The following is a 17,170-nucleotide window of genomic DNA, read 5'->3' as shown; positions in this document are numbered from 1 at the left end:
ACCCCTCCCTAGACGCCTCTCTCACAGACACCACTCAGGAGTTTCACCGTGGCCAAGCCACCCCCCCGCAAGCCGAAGAAGAAGGTCTGCGTCTTCTGCAAGGACGTCAAGAAGGACCGTCCGGTCAACATCGACTACAAGGACACCACGCTGCTGCGGAAGTACATCTCCGACCGCGGCAAGATCCGTGCGCGACGGGTGACCGGCAACTGCAGCCAGCACCAGCGCGACGTGGCCATCGCGGTGAAGAACGCCCGCGAGGTCGCTCTGCTCCCGTACACCTCGACCGCCCGCTGACCAGGAGGGGACGATCATGAAGCTCATCCTCACCACCGACGTCAGCGGCCTGGGCGGTCCGGGCGACCTCGTCGAGGTCAAGGACGGCTACGGCCGCAACTACCTGCTGCCGCGCGGGTTCGCCATCCCGGCGACCAAGGGCGCGGAGAAGCAGGTGCAGGTCATCCGCCGGGCCCAGGAGGCCAGCCGGATCCGCAACCTGGACCACGCGAAGGAGGTCAAGGCCGCGCTCGGCGCGCTGGGCTCCGTCCCGCTGAAGGCCAAGGCCGCCGCCGGGTCCGGCAAGCTGTTCGGCTCGGTCACCAGCGCCGACATCGTCGCCGCGGTCAAGGCCGCCGGTGGCCCGGTGCTGGACAAGCGCGCCATCGAGGTCGCCGGGCACATCAAGACCGTCGGCAAGCACTCGGTCAGCGTGCGTCTGCACCCCGAGGTCACCGCGGCGTTCACGGTGCACGTCGCGGCCGCGAGCTGATCCCTCGTACGACAGAACCGCCCCGCTCGGTCACGCTGAGTGGGGCGGTTCTCATTGTGCCGAGTTGTCCACAGGTAGTGGTCACCCGCGTGAGCGAACCGGTCCGCGACACGCCGAAAAGCGTCGCGAGCGCGACACGCCGAGGACTCGGAGCGGGAATTTCTCCACAACTTGTCCACAGGCTCTGACCTGGGGTTTCGTCGCCAACGTCGTTAGTTGTCCCCAGGTTGTCCACAGGCTCCGGCGCACCTGTGCTCAGCTCAGCCAATCCATCCCCAAGTTATCCACAGGCCTGTCCCCAAGGCCGTTTGCAAGAGGCCGTTCGGGGGTTCTAGCGTCGCTTGGCGACCTGCCACCGGACCGGGGGAGATCACCCGGATGTCGTAGCGGGCACGTATCGTCGTATCGAACAGGTGTGCGACAGTCGGGGCCGGGGCAGGGGACCGGTCCGGGGAAGAGAGCGGGGTTCCGGGTGCGCGCGGGGTAGGGAGCCCTCGGGCGCGCGCGGCGGTCCCGCGGGGTCCGACTCGAAGGAGGGGACAGCGCCGTGGCGCTCGCCGACGACCTTTCCACGCCGCCCATGCCGAACGAGCCGGGACCCGGCCAGGGGCACGGCCTCGACCGCAAGCCGCCGCAGGACCTGGACGCCGAGCAGAGCGTGCTCGGCGGCATGATGCTGTCCAAGGACGCCATCGCCGACGTCATCGAGGCGCTCAGCCCGACCGACTTCTACATGCCCAAGCACCAGGTCATCTACGACTGCATCCTGGACCTCTACGGCCGCGGCGAACCGGCCGACCCGATCACCGTGGCCGCCGAGCTGGACCGGCGCGGCGACCTGCGCCGGGTCGGCGGCACCCCGTACGTGCACAACCTGCTGTCCGCCGTGCCCACCGCGGCCAACGCAGGCTATTACGCGGAGATCGTCGCCGAGAAGGCCATCCTGCGCAGGCTGGTCGAGGCGGGCACCCGCATCGTGCAGCTGGGCTACCAGGGCGCCGAGGGCGCCGACGTCACCGAGATCGTGGACCGCGCCCAGGCCACCATCTACGACGTCACCGAGCGCAGCATGAGCGAGGACTACGTCGCGCTGGAGGAGCTGCTCCAGCCCACCATGGACGAGATCGACGCCATCGCCTCCCGCGGCGGCCAGTCCCTGGGCATCCCCACCGGCTTCGCCGACCTGGACGAGATCACCAACGGCCTGCACCCCGGCCAGATGATCATCGTGGCGGCCCGCCCCGGCGTCGGCAAGTCCACCCTCGGCCTGGACTTCGCCCGCTCCTGCTCCATCCGCCACCAGCTGACCAGCGTCATCTTCTCGCTGGAGATGAGCCGCACCGAGATCGTCATGCGGATGCTCTCGGCCGAGGCCAAGATCCGCCTCGGCGACATGCGCGGCGGCCGGATGACCGACGAGGACTGGACCAGGCTGGCCCGCCGGATGAGCGAGATCAGCGAGGCCCCGATCTTCATCGACGACTCGCCAAACATGACCATGATGGAGATCCGCGCCAAGGCCCGCAGGCTCAAGCAGCGGCACGACCTGAAACTGGTCGTGGTCGACTACATGCAGCTGATGACCTCGGGCAAGCGCGTCGAGTCCCGCCAGCAGGAAGTCTCCGAGTTCTCCCGCCAGCTCAAGCTGCTGGCCAAGGAGATCGAGGTCCCGGTCATCGCCATCAGCCAGCTCAACCGCGGCCCCGAACAGCGCACCGACAAGCGCCCCATGCTCTCCGACCTGCGTGAGTCCGGCTCCCTGGAACAGGACGCCGACATGGTCATCCTGATCAACCGCCCGGACGCCTGGGAACGCGACGACCCGCGCGCGGGCGAGGCCGACCTGATCCTGGCCAAGCACCGAGCGGGCCCGACGGCCACGGTCGTGGTCGCCCACCAGCTGCACTACAGCCGCTTCGCCGACCTCGCCCAGGGCTGACCAGGCCCTGGCGCCGGGTCCTTGCGCAGATCGTCAGCCGGGCTGGAAGAAGGCGAGCACCTGCTGGGCGGCGTCCGGCGCCGTCAGCATGTCCTGGATCCTCGCGGACATCCGGGCGGCGGCGCTGGTGCGCTCGAACATCTCCTGTTCGTACTCCCTGATGGCGGCGGGGTGGTCGTCCGGGTGCGCGGCCAGTGCGAGGGCGAGCAGGGCGCCGTCGAGCAGGGCCATGTTGGCGCCCTCGCCGACCGGCGGCATCAGGTGCGCGGCGTCGCCGACCAGGGTGACGTCCGGCTTCGACGGCCAGGTCAGGCCGACCGGGAGGGTGCTGATCGACCACTGCCGGATCGTGTCGTCGCAGGCCTCGATCAGCGCGATGAACCGCGGGTCCCAGCCGGGCAGCAGGTCGATCAGTCGGGCCCGGGTGGCGGCCGGGTCGTCGAACGGGATGCCGATGGTGGTGAACCAGTCCTTGGGGGTGTTGCAGAAGCTGACGCCGACGCGGACCCGGCCGTCGCCGTTGCGTTGCGCCACCAGGGACAGCCCGTCGCCGAGTACCCAGTAGGAGCCGCGGCCGACCATCGCCGCGAGGTCGGGGTACGTGCGGTCGATGTCGGGGATGCCGAGTTCGACGGCGTTCTGGCCGATGTGCGCCGGGCGGGCGTCGGTGAGCAGTGGGCGGACTTGGGAGTTCGCACCGTCGGCGCCGACCAGCAGGTCATACGTCGCACTGCTGCCGTCGGCGAAGTGCAGCACGCCGTTGTCGGCGGACGTGAACGCGTGCCCCCAGTGCACCGCGCCTTCGGGGAGAGAGTCCAGCAGCAGTTTGCGCAGATCGGCGCGGTCTACCTCGGGTCGCGCGAGCGGGGCGTCGTCGGGTGTGTCCTCTTGGAGCAGCAAGGTGCCGTCCGGTACCAGCAGGCGCATGTCCTGGCCCTCGCGACGGGCGATCGCATAGAACCCGTCGATCAGACCGGCCTCGCGCAGCGCGCGCTGGCCGGAGTGGATGTCGAGCATGCCGCCCTGGCCGCGCGCGTCCCGTGACGATTCACGCTCGTACACGACGGCGTCGATGCCGTGCACGTGCAGCACCCGGGCAAGGGCCAGGCCGCCTAAGCCCGCTCCGACGATGGCAATGGTCATGGTTCCCCCTCGATCCACCGTATCCATCAATACACTGTATCAACCCTCACGCTGTACTGTCGCCGCCATGTTGGTGTGGGAGCGGCCGGAGCCGCCGGATCGACCGGTGCCCGCCCCGCTGAGCCGGGAGCGGATCGTCCAGGCGGCGATCCGGCTGGCCGACGCGGACGGCCTGGACGCGGTGTCGCTGCGCAAGGTCGCCGCGGAGCTGGACGTCGGGCCGATGCGGCTCTACGGCTACCTCGCCACCAAGGAGGAGCTGCTCGACCTGATGGTCGACGCGGTCCACGCCGAGATCCGGCCGACCGGGGACGGGTGGCGAGAGGTGCTGCTCTCCCTCGCCGAAACCACCCGGCGGGCCGCCCACCGGCACGAATGGCTCGCCGACCTGCTCGGCGGTCGGCCCCAGCTCGGCCCGAACACGCTGACGGGCGGGGAGGCCGTGCTGGCCGCGATGGGCGATGTCGACCTGGACGTCGTGGTGCCCGCAGTCTCGGCGGTCGCCGCGTACGTGATCGGCGCGGTGCGACGGGAGATCACCGAGCGGCGCGCGGAGCGGGAGTCCGGGATGGACCAGCGGCAGTGGCAGGTCACCCATGGGCCGTACCTGCTGCGACTCTTCGCCACCGGCCGATTCCCCGCGCTGGCCGCGGTCGTCCACGACGGCCCACACCTGGACGCTGACCAGACCTTCCGGACCGGTCTCGACTTCCTCCTCGACGGCATCGGAGCTCGCATCTCGCCCTGACCCACCGACCAAATCCAGCCCAGCACTCGCCTGACCAGCGCATTCGCGCCACAGTGTGCCAAGCGGTGCCACACGTGCCACCGTTTGAGCCAAAGTGACTTGCGATGGCACCATTCATGTGCCACAGTAATGCCATGGACCTGACCACGTATGTGAGCAACCTCGGCCGCGAGTTCGCCACGCTCGCCGAGGCGGGCGGCGACGAGGCGCGTGCGCTGGTCGAGCGCCTGACCGGGTCGCTGGAGTCGGCGATCCGGATGACGCTGCTGGACGCGCTGTCGGCGGCCGCCGACGAGATCACCCGGGACCTGGCGCCGGGGTCGGTGGAGTTGCGGCTGCGCGGCCGTGACCCGGACTTCGTCGTGTCCGCGCCACCCGCCGAGCCAGCCGGGCACACGGCCGACGACACCGCGGCCGACGACGCGCCGGAGGGTGGTCCGTTGTTCGGCGAGGACGGCCCCGCCGCGCGGATCAACGTGCGGCTACCCGAGCAGCTCAAGGCCGCGGTCGAGGAGGCCGCCGCCAAGGAAGGCCGCTCGGTCAACGCCTGGCTGGTCCGGGCGGCGGCCACGACCCTGCAGCGGTCCGAGCGCGAGCAGCGCCCCGAGCCCCCCACCGGTGGCCATCGGGCCAAACACCGCATCACCGGCTGGGTTCGCTAGGCGCTGTCCTGCAAGGACAGCGCCCAGCCACTTCCAGCTCTCCCACACCGTGCCCCTGACCTGCGGGTACGGCCCACCGACCCATTCCGAGGGGACAGCCATGCCCAAGTTCGACACACCCGACCCGATCTCCGTCACCGTCGAGCTCGGCGTCGGCGAGGTGCGGATCGCCGCGAGCGACCGCGCCGACACCGTCGTCGACATCCGCCCAAGCGACGACACCGACGAGTCCGACGTCAAGGCCGCGCAGCGGGTCCGCGTCGACTACGCCAACGACGTCCTGCAGGTCATCGGCCCGAAGGCGCGCGCCTTCGACTTCTCCCGCAAGACCCGCTCGGTCGACGTGACCATCGAGCTGCCCACCGGCTCCCACGTGTCCGCACAGGTCCAGGTGGGCGGCTTCCACTGCGCAGGCCGACTGGGGGAGTCCCGGTTCAAGACCGCCGTCGGGAACATCCAGCTCGACCGGACCGGGCCGCTGCGCATGGACACCTCGACCGGGCACGTCACCGTCGAGGGCGTCGCGGGCCACGCCGAGATCACCACCGGTTCCGGCAAGGTCCGGGTCGGCACGATCGACGGCACCGCGGTGGTCAAGAACTCCAACGGCAGCACCACGATCGACGCGGTCACCGGCGATGTGCGGGTGCGCGCGGCCAACGGCGACATCACCGTCGAGCGGGCGGGCGCCGGGGTCGACGCCAAGTCGTCCAACGGCAGCATCCACCTCGGTGAGGTGGTGCGCGGCTCGGTCCTGCTCGCCACCGCGACCGGTGACCTGGAGGTCGGCATCGCCGAGGGCACCGCTGCCTGGTTGGACGTGAACACCGCGTTCGGGCGCATGCACAACCTGTTGGACAACGCGACCCAGCCGGATGCGGCCGACAAGACCGTGGAGATCCGCGGCCGCACCTCCTACGGCGACGTCACCATCCGCCGCTCCTGATCGCACCGAGAGGAAAACCCATGTCCGACAAGCGATCCCGGGCGGCCATCGCCGCGACCGGCCTGCGGAAGTCGTTCGGCGACCACGTCGTGCTCGACGGCCTCGACCTGGATGTGCCGCGCGGCACGGTCTTCTCGCTGCTCGGCGCGAACGGCGCGGGCAAGACCACCACGGTCAAGATTCTGTCCACTTTGCTCAGTCCGGACGCGGGCGAGGTCCAGGTCGCCGGGCACGACCTCGTCCGCGAACCGGACGCGGTGCGGGCCGCGATCGGGGTCACCGGCCAGTTCTCCGCGGTCGACAACCTGCTCACCGGCCAGGAGAACCTGCTGCTGATGGCCGATCTGCACCATCTCGGGCGCGGCGAGCGGCGGCAACGCACCGCGCTGCTGCTCGACCGGTTCGACCTGACCGACGCGGCCAGGAAGCCCGTATCCACCTACTCCGGTGGCATGCGGCGCAGGCTCGACCTGGCGATGACCCTGGTCGGCAGGCCCCAGGTGATCTTCCTGGACGAGCCGACCACCGGCCTGGACCCGCGCAGCAGGCGGGGCATGTGGCGGATCGTCCGGGAGCTGGTCGCCGACGGCGTCACCATCTTCCTGACCACGCAGTACCTGGAGGAGGCGGACGAGCTGGCCGACCGGATCGCCGTCCTCGACCGCGGCAGGCTCGTCGCCGAAGGCACGGCGGACCAGCTGAAACGCCGCATCCCCGGCGGTCACATCCGCCTGCGGTTCGCCGACGCGCCGGGCCTCGACACGGCCATGCGCGCACTGGGCCAGGCCACCCGCGACGGCGACGCGCTCACCCTGCGGGTACCCAGCGACGGCAGCCTGCGCGCGCTGAAGGGCCTGATCGACCACCTGGACCAGCGGGCCATCGAGGTCGACGAGCTGTCCGTGCACACCCCCGACCTCGACGACGTCTTCCTCGCCCTCACCGGCCCCTCCGACCAGAAGGTGACTCCCCGATGACCACCCTGGCCAGTCCCGATCTCCGCTTCCACCGACTGCGCGACTCGGCCACAATGCTGCGCCGCAACCTCAAGCGCCTGCTCCGCTACCCGTCGATGACGGTGTTACTCGTCGGCATGCCGATCGTCTTCCTGCTGCTGTTCGTCTACGTCTTCGGCGGCACCCTCGGCGCCGGTCTCGGCGGCGGCCGCGCCGACTACGCCAACTACGTGGCGCCCGCGATCATCCTGATGACCGTGACCACCACCGTCCAGGGCACCGCGATCTCGGTGGCCATGGACATGACCGAGGGCATCATCGCCCGGTTCCGCACCATGCACGTCGCCCGCGTGTCGGTGCTGACCGGCCACGTCCTGGGCAGCGTCATCCAGGCGGTGTTCGGCGTGGCGATCGTGACCGGCGTCGCCGTGCTGGTCGGCTTCCGCCCCACCGCGGGCCTGGGCGGCTGGCTGGCCACCGCGGGTTTCCTTATGGTGCTGACCTTCGCCCTGGTCTGGCTGTGCGTCGCGCTCGGCCAGGTGAGCAAGAGCGTGGAGGCGGCCAGCAACCTGCCCATGCCGCTGATGTTCCTGCCGTTCCTTGGCAGCGGCTTCGTCCCCACCGACTCCATGCCTGCCGGGCTGCGCTGGTTCGCCGAGTACCAGCCGTTCACCCCGATCATCGAGACGCTGCGCGGGCTGCTGATGGACCGGCCGCTCGGCAACAACGCGTGGCTCGCGCTCGGCTGGTGCGCCGTCATCGCCCTGGGCGGCTACCTGTGGTCGAAGCGCCTGTTCAACCGCGAGTCCGCCCACTGACCGCCGAAGTCCCGACGGGACAACCGGATCCCCGACCATCCGAAGGCCGCGCGAGCAGATGCCGCGCGGCCTTCGTCGTCGCCCGGGTCTCACCAGGTCTTGCCAGCCAGCGCTCCAGTACTTCGCGTGGACCCGCGTCTTGCCTGGCCATCGCCATGGACTCCCTGTCCGAACTCCGAGATGAGACACAGTCCGGCTGGTCGGAACGGTAGCGGATCTACTGCTTGACCAGGGCCGTGTAGGACGCGACGAAGTCGGCGAGTAGGGCGGCGAACTGGGCCTGTCGGTCAGCGGGCCAGTCCGCCATGGCCCGGCCGAAGGTGGCGCGGCGGAAGGCGTGCACGGTCTCCGCGTGAGCGCGGCCCTCGGCGGTGAGTTCCAGAAGCGTCCGGCGGGCGTCGGCTTGATCCGCCATCCTGCACACCAGCCCCGCCTCGACCGCGCGTGCGACCAGGCGGCTGGCGCGCGGTTGGTCGACGGATAGCGCGGTCGCGACGGCGCCGACCGTGCAGGTTTCGTTCTCCTCGACGACGTCGACGACTGCCGTCAGCCATGGGTCCGGGGCGCCGCTCAGCCCGGCAAGGGCACGGCGGTTCTGCAACCGCCGGATCGCCACCATCGAGCGTTCCACGTCCGCGATCGAGCTTGCCTCGTCGTCCATACATGTCATCTTACATATACATGTCCATATACATACACCTCGGAGGCGTCATGCGACCGATCGGGTACTGGCTCAAGGAGTTGGACCGGCTGATCGAGGCCGGGTTTGAACAGGAGCTCGGCACCGCCGGGCTGACCCGCAGGCAGTGGCAGGTGCTCAACGCCCTGCCCGGCACCCAGGAGGAGGTGGACCGGACCATGGCACCGTTCCTGCCCACCACCGCCCCGGTCATCGACACCCTGGTCGAGGCAGGCTGGGCCAGCCGCGGCAGCACCATCGAACTCACCGCCGCGGGTCTGGCCCACCGCACGGAGACCGCCACCCAGGTGGACCGCCTACGCGCCAAGGTCGTCACGGGCATCAGCGACGACGAGTACGCCGCCGCCGTCCGCACCCTGGAACGAATGGCCGCGAACCTCAGTCCCTAGGCGGACGGGAAGTCGCGGCGCTTGAGCTTGGTCATGCGGCCGTCGGGGTGGGCCATCAGCCAGGCGCGCAGGCCCGCGAAGTCGCGTGGCAGGTCGGCGAGTGCCTCGGTGAAGTACTTGGCGAAGGCCGACCGCCCGATCGGCTCCCAGCCCATGGTCTTGCCGGTGACCTGGTCGGTCTCCACCGGCCGGTAGCCGTCCGGGGCCTGCTTGCCCGGCTTGACCTCGCGCCGCGCCCACCAGACGCCGTCCTCGTCGAGCAGGACGCAGGTGCCGTCGAACTTGCGGGTGGGCATGCCCTCGCCCGCGAGGACCCAGCGGCAGTCGGGGTGCGGCTCGGGCAGCACGTGTGCCCGGTCATCGGGATCGCGCTGGAAAAGTGTGGGGATCTTGCGCATGGGCAACTCCGGGTGAGTTCGGTCGCGGGAATACTGCCGGACCGGCAAGCGTCGGGTATGTTGTTTAAAGTTCAACCAACACCCATGCGGGGGATCCCATGACCACACCCACCCGGCAGCCCGTGCTCTACCTGAGCCACGGCGCGCCCCCGCTCGCCGACGACGCGCTGTGGACCGGGCAGTTGGCGAACTGGTCGGCCGACCTGGCGAAACCGACCGCGATCCTGATCGTGTCAGCGCACTGGGAGGACGCGCCGCTCACCCTGGGCGCCACCGAGACCGTGCCGCTGACCTACGACTTCTGGGGCTTTCCCGAGCGGTACTACCGCGTGCGCTACCCCGCGCCCGGCGCACCCGAGCTGGCCGAGAAGGTGCGCAAGCTGCTGCGCGCGCACGACACCCCGGTGGCGCACGATCCCGAGCGCGGCCTTGACCATGGCGCCTACGTCCCGCTGGTCGAGATGTTCCCGGCCGCCGACGTGCCGGTGCTGCAGATCTCCATGCCCACCCTCGACCCCGCCCGGCTGGTCGAGTTGGGCCGCAGGCTGGCGCCGCTGCGCGACGAGGGCGTGCTGATCATCGGCAGCGGGTTCTTCACGCACAACCTGTCCGACGTGAGCATGAGCCGCGACCCTGGGCACGAACCGCCCGGCTGGTCCAGCGAGTTCGACGACTGGGGCGACCGGGCGATCGCCACGCACGACCTGGACGCGCTGATCGACTTCCAGCGCAAGGCCCCCGCCGCCCGACTCGCGCACCCGCGCACCGAGCACTTCGCGCCGCTGTTCGTGTCCCTCGGCGCGAGCGTGGACTCCCTGCGGGAACAGCGCGCGGTGATCGACGGCTTCTGGTACGGCCTGGCCAAGCGGTCCTGGCAGTTCGACTGAGACGCGAGACCGGCCCGGGAGTCGTGCTCCCGGGCCGGTCTCGGTCTATCCGAACAGGACTAGGTCAGCCCAGGTCGAACAGGTTCGCCAGCCGCGACCGGGTGTCGGTCAGCGAGGAGACGCCCGGCAGCGCCGAGGTGGCGTCCAAACCGGACAGTGCCGGGGTCTGCACACCGTTCAGCGCGGGCGCCTGGATCGGGGCCTGCACCGGCAGGTGACCGAGCGACGGCGCCTCGAACAGGTTGCCCGCGAAGGCACCGGACAGGTTGTCCAGGCCCGGGACCGACGAGACCGCGGGCAGGGCCGGGACCGCGGGCAGCGACGGCACGCCCGAGCGGCTGACCGAGGAACGGCCGACCCCCGGGACCACGTGCACCGGCAGGCCACCGGTCAGGTCACCGGCGACCGGCAGGCCACCCGCCATCGGCAGGCCGTTGGCCAGGCCGCCCGCCACGGGCAGGCCGCCGCCGACCGGCAGGCCGTGCAGCAGGTCGCTGGTGGGCAGCGCGCCGGTCAGGCTGCCGGTGCTCAGGCCGCCGGTCAGCGGGCTGGTCAGCGGGTTCGACGAACCACCGCCCAGCAGGCCACCGAGCGGGTTGCCCAGCGGGTTGCCCATGGCCGAGCGGGGCATCGCGGAGCGGGCCATCGGCAGGCCGCTCAGCAGCGACGGCACCTCGGTGACGCCGAGGCCACCGGCCTCCGGCAGGCGCAGCGCGCCGTCCTGGTCGGTGTCGTGGTGCTCGCCGACGGTCAGGTCGCTGCTCTGGGTCGCGCTGGTCAGCGCGTCCGCGAGCACCTCGACCGGCACGTCCCGCACCGGCGCGTTGCCCTTGACCGGGGCGGTCAGGTCGATACCGCTGAGGCTGCCGTCGTGGCCGGAGGTGGTGGAGGTGCCACCGGCCTGGCCGGTGATGTCGTTGTTCGACACGCCGATCGCGTCGCTGCCGATCGCGGAGACCGCGTCGCCGTGCGGCTGGGCCGCGACGATGGCGGGCACGTCGGCGAGGTTGCCGGACAGGAAGCCGTCGTCGCCGTTGGTGTTCAGGTCACCGCCGGTGGTGCCGGTGGTGGTGCTGGACGAGTGCGCCACGTTGTCGCCGCCGACACCGGACACCGCGTCGCCGAACGCCTGCACGACCGGCAGGGCCTGCGGGGCGATGAGGTTGCCGGAGCCGAAGCCGTCCTCGCCGGTGGTGTCGGCGCCGCCGCCCGCCAGCATGTCCAGGGTGTTGTCCGCGGTGGCGGTGTTGTCGCCGAGCAGCGCGACCGAGGAGCCGAACGGCTGGATCGCGCCCGCGATCGGGCCGTGCACGACGTTGCCGGACAGCGTGCCGTCGGTGCCGTCGCTGGTGGACGAGCCGCCCGCGGACGTGGAGGTCACGTTGGAGGCGACCGCCTTGCCGTCGCCGATCGCGGTGGCGCCAAGGCCGAACGCCTGCACCGGCAGCACGGCCGGGGTGTTGACCAGGTTGCCGGAGCCGGTGCCGCCGACGCCGGAGCCGACCGCCGGGCCGCCCGCGCTGATCTGGTTCTCCAGCGCGGTGTCGCTGTCGGTGTTCGCGGCGGCGCCGATCACGTTGCCGAACGCCTGCACCGGCGCAACGACCGGGGCGGTGATCATGTTGGCGGCCAGCACCGCGTCGTCGTCGGCGGTGTTGGCGTCGCCGCCCGCGGCCGAGAACTTGCTCTCGGTGGCCGAGATGTCGCCGTCGCCGAGCGCGTCGAAGCCGTTGCTGATCAGCTCGACCGGGACGCTGACCGGGACGTCCGCGCCGTTGCCGCCGCCGACCGAGTCGTCGCCGGTGGAACCCGCGTCGCCGCCCGCGCCGGTGGTGGTGATGTTGGAGCAGGCGATGTCCGAGTCGCCTGCGATGGCGCCGCCGTTGGCGCACGAGTCGATCGGGGCCGACGTCGACAGGTTCGCCAGCGAACCGGACAGCACGCCGTCCTCGCCGCGGGTGCGGCTGTGCCCGCCCGCGATGGTGTTCACCGTGTTGTTCTGGTCGGTGGACACGTTCTCCAGGACGCCTGCCGCCGAGCCGATCACGCTGACCGGGGCCGCGGTGCCGGTGGCCGCGATGGCGCCGCCGAGCACGGAGTCGTTGCCCCAGCTGCGGTTGCCGCCGCCCGCGACGCTGGTGACGTCGCTGGTGCAGGTGCCGCCCGCGTTGCCGACCAGGCCGCCCACCGCGCAGTCGACGGTCACCGGGGTGGAGAACGGGGTCTGCGCGATGTTGCCGCCGCCGGTCGACTCGATGCCGTTCGAGAAGACGTAGGTCGGGTTGTTGTTGAAGTCGGGGGCCTCCGCACCGGCCTGCGCGCTGGTGGAGTTGGTCGACTCCGAGTGCGCGTTGCCGATCACGTTGAGGGCCTGGCCGGTCGCGCGGACCGGGGCGGCCAGCGGGATGGCCGCGCCGTTGCCGGACAGCGTCGACTGGCCGCCGTCGGTGCGGATGACGCCACCGACGGTGCTGGTGGACGTGGTGTCCGAGACCGCGTCGGCGTTGCCGATGACCGCGACCGCGTTGCCGTTGCCCTGCACCGGGGTGGTGAGCTGCGGGGCGACGACGTTGCCCGCGAGCGTGCCGTACTGCCCGTCGGTGGTGATGTCGCCGTCGGCGGTGGTCGTCTGCGACGCGGTGTTGTGCGTCTTCGCGTTGCCGATGGCGCCGATCGCGTTGCCGGTCACCTGGATCGGCGCGGCGTAGTCGAGGTCGACCACGTTGCCCGCGATGGCGCGGTCCTCGCCGCTGGTGCCGACGGGCGTGGACAGCTCGGTGGTCTGCGTCGAGTCGGTGGTGGACTCGGCGTCGCCGGTCAGCGCGATCGCGTTGCCGGACACGTCGACCGGGACGACCACGTCGCCGACGATCTTGTTGCCGCGCAGCGGCGCGTCCGTGCCGGTCAGCAGGCGCTCGGAGGCGTCGTCCAGTACGGGGGTGGCCAGCGCGCCGACGGGGGTCGCGTTGAGCAGCTCCCGCGGGCTGGTGGAGATCGTGCGGTTGACGTCCGGCAGGCGGCTGTCGCCGAGCACGGTGCCGATCGCGTTGTCGTGGACCTTGGCGTCGACCACGATGTGCGCGTCGAGCGCGGAAGCGGGGGTGTCGGGGTTGACGTTGTCGTCAGCCGACGCGATGCCGGTGCCCAGCATGAGCAAGCCACCGGTGACCAGCGCGGTCTGGAAACCGCGCTTCGCCCAGGTCTGCATCTGGTGTTTCTCCTTCATAGGTGGTGCGGGATCGGCTGCCCCGTGTCGGGGCGCCGCGCGGGTGACCGGGCGCCGAGGCGCGATTGGCGGCGGGCGGTCATCCGCGTATTTCGGGGGTGCGGGGAAACCCCGCGGCAGAGGACGCGGCCCGGGAACGGCGGACGTGCGCGCGTACCCGGCGGGAGCGGTGCGCTCCTCGGCCGCGTGGGTGGATCAGTCGGGTGTGACGCCCGGCTGCGGTTCGGTGGTGGCAAGCACCAGGACCGGGGCGGTGCGCTGGGCGCGGCCCTGGTCGCTGCCCGCGCTCGCGGGCACCGCGATGACCAGGCTGTGGCCGAGAAAGTCCGCCGTGCCGCCACCGGAGTGCCCGGTGGTGGCGGGGGCGGGGGTGCTCAACGGCGCCAACGGGGCGGGGCCGGTGGGCAGGCCGGGGGCGACCGGCTCACGGGTCGTCCCCGGGGAACCGCGCTGCTCCGCGAGATCGCCATCGACGCGCGCGGGGCGGCCCACCGCGAACCGTCCGACCTTGCCGGTGACTTCCTCGGCGGTCGGGACGGCGGGGGTGAGGGTGGTCACGACCTCGGGGGCCGGGGCACCGAGCGGCTCGACGCCGGAACGGGCCTCGGCGGCCGGGATCGTGTCGTGCTGACCGGCTGTGCCGATCTGGCCCAGGTCCCGGACGAACTGCCCGAGTCGACCAGGCATGGTCGCGCCGGACAGGTCGAGCCCGGTCGGCGCGGACTGTGCGGTCTGCGCGAGTGCCGGGGTGGACAGCTGCTCGGCGACGTCCTTGCCGAACTTGTCCACCGCCTGCGCGGCCTGGTTGCCGGTACTGGCCAACGAGGCCGTCATCCGGTCGGCCACTGGGTGGTCGACGAGGACACCGACACGGTCCAGGACGGGAACGGTCTGCTGGTCACCCGCCGGGGCGGGCTGACCGAGCGTGGCGACCGACCCGACCACGGCCCGCAGGTCGTCGGAAAGGTCGGCGGGGTTGGCGGTGTCGGCGGCCGCGGTGGCCGTCGAGATCGCCCAGGCCGCCGCCGTACTGGCGAGCGTGCCGCCCAGGACGAGCAGGGTGCGGGAGAGCGCGCGCCGCAGGGCGGTCGTCTCTCTCGGCTGCTGGTCCACGATGCGGGTACCCGTCCTTCCCGATGGAGTCCCGGTGTCGCACGACGGGGCCGCCGTGCACCGCCAGACACTTTCATCGGAACGCACCGTGACGCACGCGTGACTCCGGATGCCCACCGGATCGTGTGACGAACACAGAGTGTTTCCACAGGCTACGATCCGTGACTATCGCAGGTGATCGTGAGAATCCGTCAACACTTGTCCACAGGCCGCTCAGCCGCGCTTGAGCACCCGGGTCGCGCCTGCGGCCGCCGTGGTGGCCAGGATCCAGCCGACCGCGATGAGCCCGCCGGAGATCCACTGCGAGGCACCGACCATCCGCCACTTGTTGTCCTGGCCCAGGTCGATGATGGGCAGCAGCAGGTCGGTGGCCAGCAGCGGCGGGTTCCACACCGGGTTGGTGTCGGCGTCCAGCTTCTCCATCACGTGCCCGCCGAACCACAGCGTGCCCAGCAACCAGAACAGCGCGAGCCACACCATGGCCAGCCACGGCCGGTAGCCGTAGCCGACGGTCACGTCCTGCAACCGCCCCCACAGCCGACCAGCCCAGTGCAGCTCGGCGTAGCGGCGGCGCTGGCGCTCCAGGTTGACCTTCTGCGCCAGCTCCTCCTGGCCACCGTCCGAGTAGACCGCCGCCAGCCGCTCGTACGGGCCGGGCGCGAAGTCCGGCTGCACCGCGCGCAGCCAGGCCAGCCGGGTCCGCACCGACACCTCGGGCACCGCGGCGAGCGCGGTGAACGTGAAGTCCTCCAGCTCGACCCCGCCGCGGGCGGCCCACAGCCCGGCCCCGTCGATCACCGACACCACGGACGCGCGGGTGAGGATCACCATGCCGATCGGCGGGCGGCGCTCGGGGAAGCGGAGAACCAGTTCCTGCGCGGTGAGCCCGTAGGCGGACAACACCTTGTCGGCCACCGCCTGACCGGGCCTGGAGCGACCGCCCAGGCGCGCGCCTTCGAAGGTGGCCATCTTGCCGACCTCGACCAGCCGCACGCGGACACCGCCGATCGCGCGGAACCCGTAACTGCACAGCAGGTCCTTGCCCACTGTGGCGACGCGCGCGTCCAGGGAGGGTTTGATCGAACCGTTGGGTCGTAGTCGCGGCTTGGTGAGATGCGCGCCGGAGCAGTCCAGGCTCGATCCGATGTGCGCGTTCTGCAGTCGGATAGAACCGCTGGCGCGCACCTTGCGCAGAAACAAGGTGCCGCCCACGCGCAATCGGTCCGCGAACAGCACATCGATACCGGGACCGCGCAGACGTGCGCGGGACAGACCGGCACTGCCGTGCACGTAGGCATCCACCAACCGGACCTGGCCGTACGCGCGGAACGCGGTGCGCACGTCGCCGTCCGAGTCGATCCGACCCAGCCTGCTGCCGCGCGCCTCCACATCCCCACGCACCTCGACCCCGTCCGCCACCAGCGCCACCGGCACCCGGTCGACCGACTCGCCCGCCGCGAACGCCCGCACCAACGCGGGCAACGCGGCGCGCGGGCCGATGGTGGCGCCGGACAACAGCAGGTGGCCGCCGATCTGGGCGCCGCGCAGGCCGACCGACCCGTCCGCGGTGAACCCGGCGTCCAGCTTCACGTCACCGTCCACCCGCAGCCGGTCGGCGTCGAGCACGTGATGGTCCTCCACCGAGCCACGCGGTGTCACCAGCACCTGGCCGTCGCCCGCGCGGGCGTCGCGCAGCTGGGCGCCGGAGAACACCGCGTCCCCGCCGATGCGCGCGCCGGACAGGTTGACCGTGCCCGCCGCGTCGAACCGGCCACCGCCCGCGTCGCAGAACAGGTTGCCCGCCACGACCATCCCGGCCGCCTCCAGCGCGGTCCCCGAGGGGTCGGCCAGCTGCGCGCCGGTGAGGTGCACGCTGCCGCCGACGTTCGCCCCGCGCAGCCGCAGCTCGCCGAACGACTGCATGGCGATCGCCTGGATCGACCCGGAGATCCGTAATCGGGCACCGAGCAGCGCGGCCGCGCCCGGGTTGCGCAGGACCGCGCCCGCCAGCCGCAGCGTGCCATCGACCGTTGCGTCGGTCAGGTCCAGCACACCGTCGCAGGTGAACCCGGCCTCCAACAGCAGGTCACTGCCCACCCGCAGGTTCCGCGCGTACAGCGCGGGCACGTGGCAGCCACGCAGGCTCAACGCGACCAGCCGGGCCATCCGCAGCACCGGCGGGTGCTCGAACTCGCAGCGGCGCAGCGTGATCACCGCGGCCACCACCCGGCCTTCCAGGTCCACCCGGCCGGTGATCCGGGCCCCGTCCAGCCGCAGCGCGGGCATCGCACCGACCCCGAGCGGGTAGCCGCCGGTCAGCAGCGCGGCCAGCACCTCGCCGCGCACCCGGCGGTCCGCCCGGCCGGACAGGTCGAGCCGGACCCCGGTCCCGAACGAGTCACGGACGGCCCGTTCGGTTTGGGTCAGCTCCCCGGCGGGGACGTAGCCGGTCGCGAGGTCGGTCACGACCGCCATC

The 17,170-nt window shown here is 71.5% G+C and carries 16 protein-coding genes; 10 read left to right on the top strand and 6 right to left on the bottom strand.

The annotated features are described in order from the left end of the window. The first annotated feature begins 48 nt into the window (after positions 1–48). The 3 genes from rpsR to dnaB all read left to right on the top strand — a co-directional run bounded on the left by rpsR (position 49) and on the right by dnaB (position 2,708). On the top strand, positions 49–297 hold the full coding sequence (gene rpsR / locus C503_RS0121550) for a 30S ribosomal protein S18 (protein ID WP_018684297.1): 249 nt from the start codon (positions 49–51) through the stop codon (positions 295–297). A 13-nt stretch (positions 298–310) separates the two neighbouring features. Beyond that, positions 311–769 (top strand): 50S ribosomal protein L9, encoded by a 459-nt coding sequence (gene rplI, locus C503_RS0121545; RefSeq protein ID WP_026316549.1) that lies wholly within the window; start codon positions 311–313, stop codon positions 767–769. Between the two features lie 547 nt (positions 770–1,316). Next, complete coding sequence (dnaB, locus tag C503_RS0121540; RefSeq protein WP_018684295.1) at positions 1,317–2,708, top strand: replicative DNA helicase; 1,392 nt, start codon at positions 1,317–1,319, stop codon at positions 2,706–2,708. Positions 2,709–2,741: 33 nt separating this feature from the next. On the opposite strand, the gene C503_RS0121535 is transcribed toward dnaB, so the two are convergent. Continuing rightward, positions 2,742–3,851 (bottom strand): FAD-dependent oxidoreductase, encoded by a 1,110-nt coding sequence (locus C503_RS0121535; protein WP_018684294.1) that lies wholly within the window; start codon positions 3,849–3,851, stop codon positions 2,742–2,744. 67 nt (positions 3,852–3,918) lie between these two features. Between C503_RS0121535 and C503_RS0121530 the strand changes: the two genes are divergently transcribed. The 5 genes from C503_RS0121530 (at position 3,919) to C503_RS0121510 (ending at position 7,981) form a co-directional block, all read left to right on the top strand. Further along, positions 3,919–4,599 carry a TetR/AcrR family transcriptional regulator gene (locus tag C503_RS0121530; protein ID WP_018684293.1) on the top strand — a complete coding sequence of 227 codons (681 nt, stop codon included), beginning with the start codon at positions 3,919–3,921 and terminating at the stop codon, positions 4,597–4,599. A gap of 134 nt (positions 4,600–4,733) precedes the next feature. Further along, entirely contained in the window at positions 4,734–5,261 is a 528-nt protein-coding gene (locus tag C503_RS0121525; RefSeq protein ID WP_018684292.1) for a ribbon-helix-helix protein, CopG family, read from the top strand. Between the two features lie 100 nt (positions 5,262–5,361). Continuing rightward, positions 5,362–6,207, top strand: coding sequence for a DUF4097 family beta strand repeat-containing protein (locus C503_RS0121520; protein ID WP_018684291.1), 846 nt, complete (start codon positions 5,362–5,364; stop codon positions 6,205–6,207). 20 nt (positions 6,208–6,227) lie between these two features. Next, on the top strand, positions 6,228–7,184 hold the full coding sequence (locus C503_RS0121515) for a daunorubicin resistance protein DrrA family ABC transporter ATP-binding protein (RefSeq protein ID WP_018684290.1): 957 nt from the start codon (positions 6,228–6,230) through the stop codon (positions 7,182–7,184). Continuing rightward, a complete protein-coding gene (locus C503_RS0121510) occupies positions 7,181–7,981 on the top strand; it encodes an ABC transporter permease (protein WP_018684289.1) in 801 nt (266 codons plus the stop codon). Before C503_RS0121515 ends, C503_RS0121510 begins: the two co-directional genes overlap by 4 nt. 217 nt (positions 7,982–8,198) lie before the next feature. Here C503_RS0121510 and C503_RS0121505 read toward each other — a convergent pair whose 3' ends face one another. After that, on the bottom strand, positions 8,199–8,642 hold the full coding sequence (locus tag C503_RS0121505) for a MarR family winged helix-turn-helix transcriptional regulator (protein ID WP_018684288.1): 444 nt from the start codon (positions 8,640–8,642) through the stop codon (positions 8,199–8,201). 50 nt (positions 8,643–8,692) lie between these two features. Between C503_RS0121505 and C503_RS0121500 the strand changes: the two genes are divergently transcribed. Continuing rightward, positions 8,693–9,070: a MarR family winged helix-turn-helix transcriptional regulator gene (locus C503_RS0121500; RefSeq protein ID WP_018684287.1), complete on the top strand. Its 378-nt coding sequence runs from the start codon at positions 8,693–8,695 to the stop codon at positions 9,068–9,070. Here the strand turns inward: C503_RS0121500 and C503_RS0121495 are convergent. After that, positions 9,067–9,468, bottom strand: a complete 402-nt coding sequence (locus C503_RS0121495; protein WP_018684286.1) for a hypothetical protein — start codon at positions 9,466–9,468, stop codon at positions 9,067–9,069. The genes C503_RS0121500 and C503_RS0121495 overlap by 4 nt on opposite strands. A gap of 98 nt (positions 9,469–9,566) precedes the next feature. On the opposite strand from C503_RS0121495, the gene C503_RS0121490 reads away from it, so the two are divergent. Next, complete coding sequence (locus C503_RS0121490; protein ID WP_018684285.1) at positions 9,567–10,355, top strand: dioxygenase family protein; 789 nt, start codon at positions 9,567–9,569, stop codon at positions 10,353–10,355. Positions 10,356–10,419: 64 nt separating this feature from the next. Here C503_RS0121490 and C503_RS0121485 read toward each other — a convergent pair whose 3' ends face one another. The 3 genes from C503_RS0121485 to C503_RS0121475 all read right to left on the bottom strand — a co-directional run bounded on the left by C503_RS0121485 (position 10,420) and on the right by C503_RS0121475 (position 17,169). Beyond that, positions 10,420–13,563 carry a beta strand repeat-containing protein gene (locus C503_RS0121485; RefSeq protein WP_026316548.1) on the bottom strand — a complete coding sequence of 1,048 codons (3,144 nt, stop codon included), beginning with the start codon at positions 13,561–13,563 and terminating at the stop codon, positions 10,420–10,422. Positions 13,564–13,776: 213 nt separating this feature from the next. Then, positions 13,777–14,694, bottom strand: a complete 918-nt coding sequence (locus tag C503_RS0121480) for a hypothetical protein (protein WP_026316547.1) — start codon at positions 14,692–14,694, stop codon at positions 13,777–13,779. A gap of 213 nt (positions 14,695–14,907) precedes the next feature. Next, the gene (locus C503_RS0121475) at positions 14,908–17,169 is read right to left on the bottom strand and encodes a translocation/assembly module TamB domain-containing protein (protein ID WP_018684283.1); all 2,262 of its coding nucleotides are present in this window, start codon (positions 17,167–17,169) and stop codon (positions 14,908–14,910) included. Position 17,170: the final 1 nt, after the last annotated feature.

It is taken from the genome of Actinokineospora enzanensis DSM 44649, from assembly GCF_000374445.1.
In the GTDB taxonomy this organism is placed as follows: domain Bacteria; phylum Actinomycetota; class Actinomycetes; order Mycobacteriales; family Pseudonocardiaceae; genus Actinokineospora; species Actinokineospora enzanensis.
Note: the sequence above shows the minus strand (reverse complement) of the source record. Positions and strands in the feature narration are given on the sequence as shown.